The following is a 5,657-nucleotide window of genomic DNA, read 5'->3' on the forward strand; positions in this document are numbered from 1 at the left end:
CCAGAAGACCGTGGCGCAGCAGATCGCGTCCAGTGATCCGGTATCAGAATACGCCCGTCGTCCCGCGCCGCAGGGCCTCGACATGCATGGCCGCCCGGCGCCTGTTGCGCCGGCGCCACAGGGTGACGACCATCTTGATATCCCGGCGTTCTTGCGGCGGCAGGCAACCTGAGAATTGTTACGATAACGCAGACCGAAAAAGGTCCCGGCGAGAAGCTTGCCGGGACCTTTCCTTTTGTCCCGTGCATGCCCGGATTACGCTGCCAAGCAACTGATTTTAAATCATTAATTACGCATTCGGTGGTTCACTAAAACTGCCGGCAATGGTCCCCAACGTCGGCGCAATTTGGTTAAGCCTTGGCGCGAATACGGCGGGTTTGGGGTAACAATCGGTAAAAAACCGTGAGTTGGCGCTGTTTGGGGCAGCAACTATGGTTTGCCGTGACTTGGGGATACGCAGATTCGCAGAGCGTCGGCGCTGGCCGGCCGGGTGGGTCTCGTATAAGTCGCATTGGGTCGTAGTGGGGCGGGTTCCTAATGAAATTTAGCCGGCAAACAACGCTTCGTGCGCAAGCCTCTGTGGCAGGTGTGGGCGTTCATTCCGGTCTTCCCGTCACTCTCACGCTTGGGCCTGCGCCTATCGACGCAGGTCTTGTGTTTGTCCGGACTGGACTTGAGGGAAGTGACCGCGAGGTCCAGGCGACCGCCGAGCAGGTGATTGCGACCGACTTTGCCACCGTCCTCGGCGATCGCAACGGTCCCTTGGTCTCCACCGCCGAGCACGTCCTTGCTGCACTGCGGGGCATGGGCGTCGACAACGCCACCATCGAGGTCGACGGTCCCGAAGTCCCGATCATGGACGGCAGCGCCGCGGCTTTCATTGCCGCGATCGACCAAGCCGGCATCGTGACCCAATCAGCGCAACGCCGCTTCATCCAGGTGTTGAAGCCGATCTCGGTCAAGATCGGCGACTCCTTCGGCGAGATCAGGCCCCACGCCAATGGGTTCCGCGTCGAGGTCGAGATCGATTTCACCAATCCCGTCATCGGCCAGCAGGCTTACGCCTTCGACCTCAACCCGGAAGGTTTCCGCCGCGAAGTCGGCCGGGCCCGGACGTTCGGTCTGATGAGCGATGTCGCCCGGCTCTGGAGCGCGGGCTATGCCCTCGGCGCCTCCTTCGACAACACCGTCGTGTTCGACGACGAGCGGCTGCTCAACACCGAGGGCCTGCGCTACGCCGATGAATGCGCCCGCCACAAGGTGCTGGACGTGATCGGCGACCTCGCGCTGGCCGGCCTGCCGCTGCTTGGCGTCTATCGCTCGGTGCGCGGCGGCCACAAGCTGAACCATGCCGTCCTGACCGCGCTGCTCGCCGACCGTACCGCCTGGCGGGTGGTGGAGGGCGAGGCCGCCCGCCGCACGACGCGTCCCGTGGGCGAGGTCGGCCGTGGCATCGTCGGCGGCCGCGTCGCCGCGGCGTTCGGGCCGGATGTGTCCTGAAGACACCTGTTGCCCCTCGGCATTCTGGTCGGCGGCTTCTCCCGGGAAACTCCTGGTAACCATGATCGACTAGGATTGCGGCGGTTTCGCCTTAATCCGGGCGAAATGCCTGCCTATCCGGTTGTTAACGATCGTTTTTCGGATCCATCGGCGTGGTCGCATGGCAGGCACCACGGTTACCTTTCGCGCCCATGACCGGGTCATGGGCTGGCGGACACCGATCACAGGGCGTCAGGGCGTAAACTCATGTCGGCACAGCGTATGACGCGCGGATATTTCTCGGTCTGGCTGCGAGCCCGCGGGCTGCTTCAGGCCGCCACCTTCATCATGCTCGCGCTGCCGCTCGCCGGCTGCGGCACCGGCGCGCTGTGGGACAAGTTCACCGCCAAGGACGACACCTTCGTCGAGGAGCCCGCCGACAAGATCTACAATGAGGGCCTGTACCTCATGAACGAGAAGAAGGACATGAAGGCGGCGACCAAGAAGTTCGAAGAGGTCGACCGCCAGCATCCTTATTCCGACTGGGCCCGTAAATCGCTGCTGATGTCGGCCTATGCGTCCTATCAGGGCGGCGACTATGACGGCTGCATCGGCGCAGCCACCCGCTACGTCACGCTGCATCCCGGCAGTCCGGACGCCGCCTATGCGCAATACCTGATCGCGGCCTCCCACTACGACCAGATCCCGGACATCAGCCGCGACCAGACCCGCACCGAGAAGGCGATCGCCGCGCTGGAAGAGGTGGTGCGCAAATATCCGACCTCCGAATACGCGACCTCGGCCAAGGCCAAGATCGAGGGCGCGCGCGACCAGCTCGCCGGCAAGGAAATGAATGTCGGCCGCTACTACGCGCAGAAGCGCGACTACACGGCGGCGATCAACCGCTACAAGACCGTGGTCACCCAGTACCAGACCACGCGCCATGTCGAGGAAGCGCTCTACCGGCTGACCGAGGCCTATATGGCGATCGGCATCGTCGGGGAGGCGCAGACCGCCGCGGCCGTGCTTGGCCACAATTTTCCTGACAGCCGCTGGTACAAGGACGCCTATAATCTTGTAAAATCCGGCGGTCTCGAGCCGAGCGAGAATCAGGGGTCCTGGATCAGCAAGACCTTCAAGAGAATGGGTCTCGGCTAGGAAATAGGGTTCCATGCTGGCGCGTCTGTCGATCCGTGACATCGTCCTGATCGAACGGCTCGATATCGAATTCGCCTCCGGCCTCGCGGTTTTGACCGGCGAGACCGGTGCGGGCAAATCCATCCTGCTCGATGCCTTTGCGCTGGCGCTCGGCGGCCGCGGCGACGCCGGCCTCGTGCGCCACGGCGCGGAGCAGGGGCAGGTTACTGCCGTGTTCGATATCCCGAAGAATCACCCTGCGGCGAAGATCCTGGCCGAGAACGGCCTCGACGATACCGGTGAGATGATTCTGCGCCGCGTGCAGCTCGCCGACGGCCGCACCCGCGCCTTCATCAACGACCAGTCCATCAGCGTGCAGACGCTGAAGGCGGTCGGCGCCGCCCTGGTCGAGATCCACGGCCAGCATGACGAGCGCGCGCTGGTCGATGCCGCCACCCACCGCCGTCTGCTCGACGCGTTTGCCGGCCTCGAGAAGGACGTCGCGGCGGTCGAGGCGCTCTGGGACGCGCGCAGCACCGCCAACACCGCCCTGGAGGAGCATCGCGCCGCCATGGAGAGCGCGGCGCGCGAGGCGGATTATCTGCGCCACGCCTCGGACGAGCTGAAGCAGCTCGCGCCCAAGGACGGCGAGGAGACTGCGCTGGCCGCGCGCCGCACCACCATGATGCAGGGCGAGAAGATCGCCTCCGACCTGCGCGAGGCGCAGGAGGCGGTCGGCGGCCATCATTCGCCGGTCGCCACGCTGTCGGCGGCGGTGCGCCGGCTGGAGCGCCGCGGCGTCAATTCGCCGGCGCTGGTGGAGCCGGCGGTGAAGGCGATCGACGCGGCCATCAATGCGCTGGAGGAGGCCGACCAACATCTCCAGGCAGCGCTGGCCGCCACCGATTTCGATCCGGCCGAGCTCGAACGCATCGAGGAGAGGCTGTTCGCCCTTCGCGGCGCCTCGCGCAAATATTCGACCCCGGTCGACGGGCTCGCCGCGCTCGCCGCCAAATATGCCGCCGACGTCGTCCTGATCGACGCCGGCGCCTCGCGCCTGAAGAAGCTGGAGCAGGCCGCGATCGAGGCGGACAGTCGTTACGCCGCGGCCGCCAAGAAGCTGTCGCTGGTGCGGCAGAAATCGGCGGAGAAGCTCAACAAGGCCGTCAATGCCGAGCTCGCCCCGCTCAAGCTCGAACGCGCGAAATTCATGACCCAGGTCGAAACCGACGAGGCCGCGCCCGGTCCGCAAGGCTTCGATCGCGTCGAGTTCTGGGTGCAGACCAATCCGGGCACCAAGCCGGGCCCCCTGATGAAGGTCGCCTCCGGCGGCGAGCTGTCGCGCTTCCTGCTCGCGCTCAAGGTCGTGCTGTCCGACCGCGGCTCGGCGCCGACACTGGTCTTCGACGAGATCGACACCGGCGTCGGCGGTGCGGTCGCGGACGCCATCGGCGGGCGCCTGGCGCGGCTGGCCGGCAAGGTCCAGGTCATGGCCGTGACCCACGCCCCCCAGGTCGCCGCCCGCGCCGACCAGCACCTCTTGATCTCCAAGGACGCCCTCGACAAGGGCAAACGCGTCGCCACCCGCGTCAACGCACTCGCCGCCGACCACCGCCGCGAGGAGATCGCGCGGATGCTCGCCGGTGCCGAGATCACGGCCGAGGCGAGGGCGGCGGCGGACAGGTTACTGAAGGCGGCGACGGCTTAGCTCTCGTGTCCCGGACGCGCGGGCGCGAGCCGGGACCGGGAATGCATGCCGCGGCATTGGCCCCGGCTCTGCAGCGCACCGCTGAAGGAGCGCTGCGCTGCGTCCGGGGCACGAGATTTCCACAAGCCTTTACCGTGCTACCCGCTCCGTCGTATCCAAGCGTCATGGCCAGAGCAGCAAAATCAAAAGCAAAACCGGTCCGCGACGTCGTCGACCTCACCAAGGCACAGGCCAAGGTCGAGCACATGCGGCTAACGCTTGAACTCGAAGAGCACGACAAGCGCTATTATCAAGACGACGCTCCGACCGTTACGGATGCCGAATATGATCGTCTACGCCAGCGGTTCAACGCGATCGAAGAGCGTTTTCCCGAACTTGTCAGTGCAAAATCTCCATCTCAGAAAGTTGGCGCTGCGCCAGCGCGCGGATTCAAAAAAGTTCGGCATGCTGTGCCAATGCTGTCGCTTGAAAATGCATTCAAAGAAGAGGACGTGAGAGAGTTCGCTGACAAGATTGTTCGGTTCCTTCGGCTGAACGACTCTCGAATCGACTTCAGCGCAGAGCCTAAGATCGATGGACTGTCGATGTCGCTGCGCTATGAAGGGGGGGAGCTTGTAACGGCGGCGACCCGGGGGGACGGTACGACGGGCGAGGACGTTACGGCAAATATCCGAATGCTTGAGGACGTGCCGCAAAAGCTTGAGGGGCGCAATCTGCCTCGTGTGTGCGAAGTGCGCGGCGAAGTGTATATGACGAAAAGCGCCTTTCTTGCGTTAAACAGGAAGCAAGCCGAAGCTGGAGAAACGCAGTTCGCGAATCCCCGCAACTCAGCGGCGGGATCTGTGCGGCAGAAGGACCCCAGAATTACGGCGTCTCGTCCCCTTGGCTTCTTCGCATATGCCTGGGGCGAAATGAGTACAATGCCGGCAGATACGCAAACCAAAATGATCCATTGGTTTGAGCGTTGTGGCTTCAAGACCAATCCCTTGACGAAGTTGTGCCACTCGGTTGATGAGCTGGTGGACTTTCATCACGCCATTGAAGAAAGACGGGCAAAGCTCGACTACGATATCGATGGCGTGGTCTACAAAGTCGATCGTATCGATTGGGAAGAACGTCTGGGCTTTATTTCGCGCACGCCGCGCTGGGCCATCGCGCACAAATTCCCCGCCGAGCGCGCCATGACGGTGCTGCGCGACATCGAGATCCAGGTCGGCCGCACCGGCTCGTTCACGCCGGTCGGCAAGCTCGAGCCGGTCGGTGTCGGCGGCGTGATCGTGCAGAACGTCACGCTGCACAATGAGGATTACATCAAGGGCCTCGGCAACAAGGG

The 5,657-nt window shown here is 64.0% G+C and carries 4 protein-coding genes; all 4 read left to right on the forward strand.

Annotated elements, in window-relative coordinates; all coding sequences use genetic code 11:
* Positions 1 to 537: 537 nt before the first annotated feature.
* Positions 538 to 1,500, forward strand: coding sequence for a UDP-3-O-acyl-N-acetylglucosamine deacetylase (gene lpxC, locus JHD07_RS31280; protein WP_291629170.1), 963 nt, complete (start codon positions 538 to 540; stop codon positions 1,498 to 1,500).
* Between the two features lie 246 nt (positions 1,501 to 1,746).
* On the forward strand, positions 1,747 to 2,637 hold the full coding sequence (locus tag JHD07_RS31285; RefSeq protein WP_291629172.1) for an outer membrane protein assembly factor BamD: 891 nt from the start codon (positions 1,747 to 1,749) through the stop codon (positions 2,635 to 2,637).
* A gap of 13 nt (positions 2,638 to 2,650) precedes the next feature.
* Positions 2,651 to 4,324: a DNA repair protein RecN gene (gene recN, locus JHD07_RS31290; RefSeq protein ID WP_291629174.1), complete on the forward strand. Its 1,674-nt coding sequence runs from the start codon at positions 2,651 to 2,653 to the stop codon at positions 4,322 to 4,324.
* 164 nt (positions 4,325 to 4,488) lie between these two features.
* A partial coding sequence (ligA, locus tag JHD07_RS31295; RefSeq protein WP_291629176.1) for an NAD-dependent DNA ligase LigA occupies positions 4,489 to 5,657 on the forward strand: 1,169 nt, incomplete at its 3' end.

The organism is Bradyrhizobium sp. (assembly GCF_016462955.1).
Taxonomy (GTDB): domain Bacteria; phylum Pseudomonadota; class Alphaproteobacteria; order Rhizobiales; family Xanthobacteraceae; genus Bradyrhizobium.

What these genes read in the sequence shown, in the direction of transcription:
- recN (WP_291629174.1), top strand. Translation starts at nt 2,651, where the DNA reads ATGCTGGCGCGTCTGTCGATCCGTGACATCGTCCTGATCGAACGGCTC.
- lpxC (WP_291629170.1), top strand. Translation starts at nt 538, where the DNA reads ATGAAATTTAGCCGGCAAACAACGCTTCGTGCGCAAGCCTCTGTGGCA.
- JHD07_RS31285 (WP_291629172.1), top strand. Translation starts at nt 1,747, where the DNA reads ATGTCGGCACAGCGTATGACGCGCGGATATTTCTCGGTCTGGCTGCGA.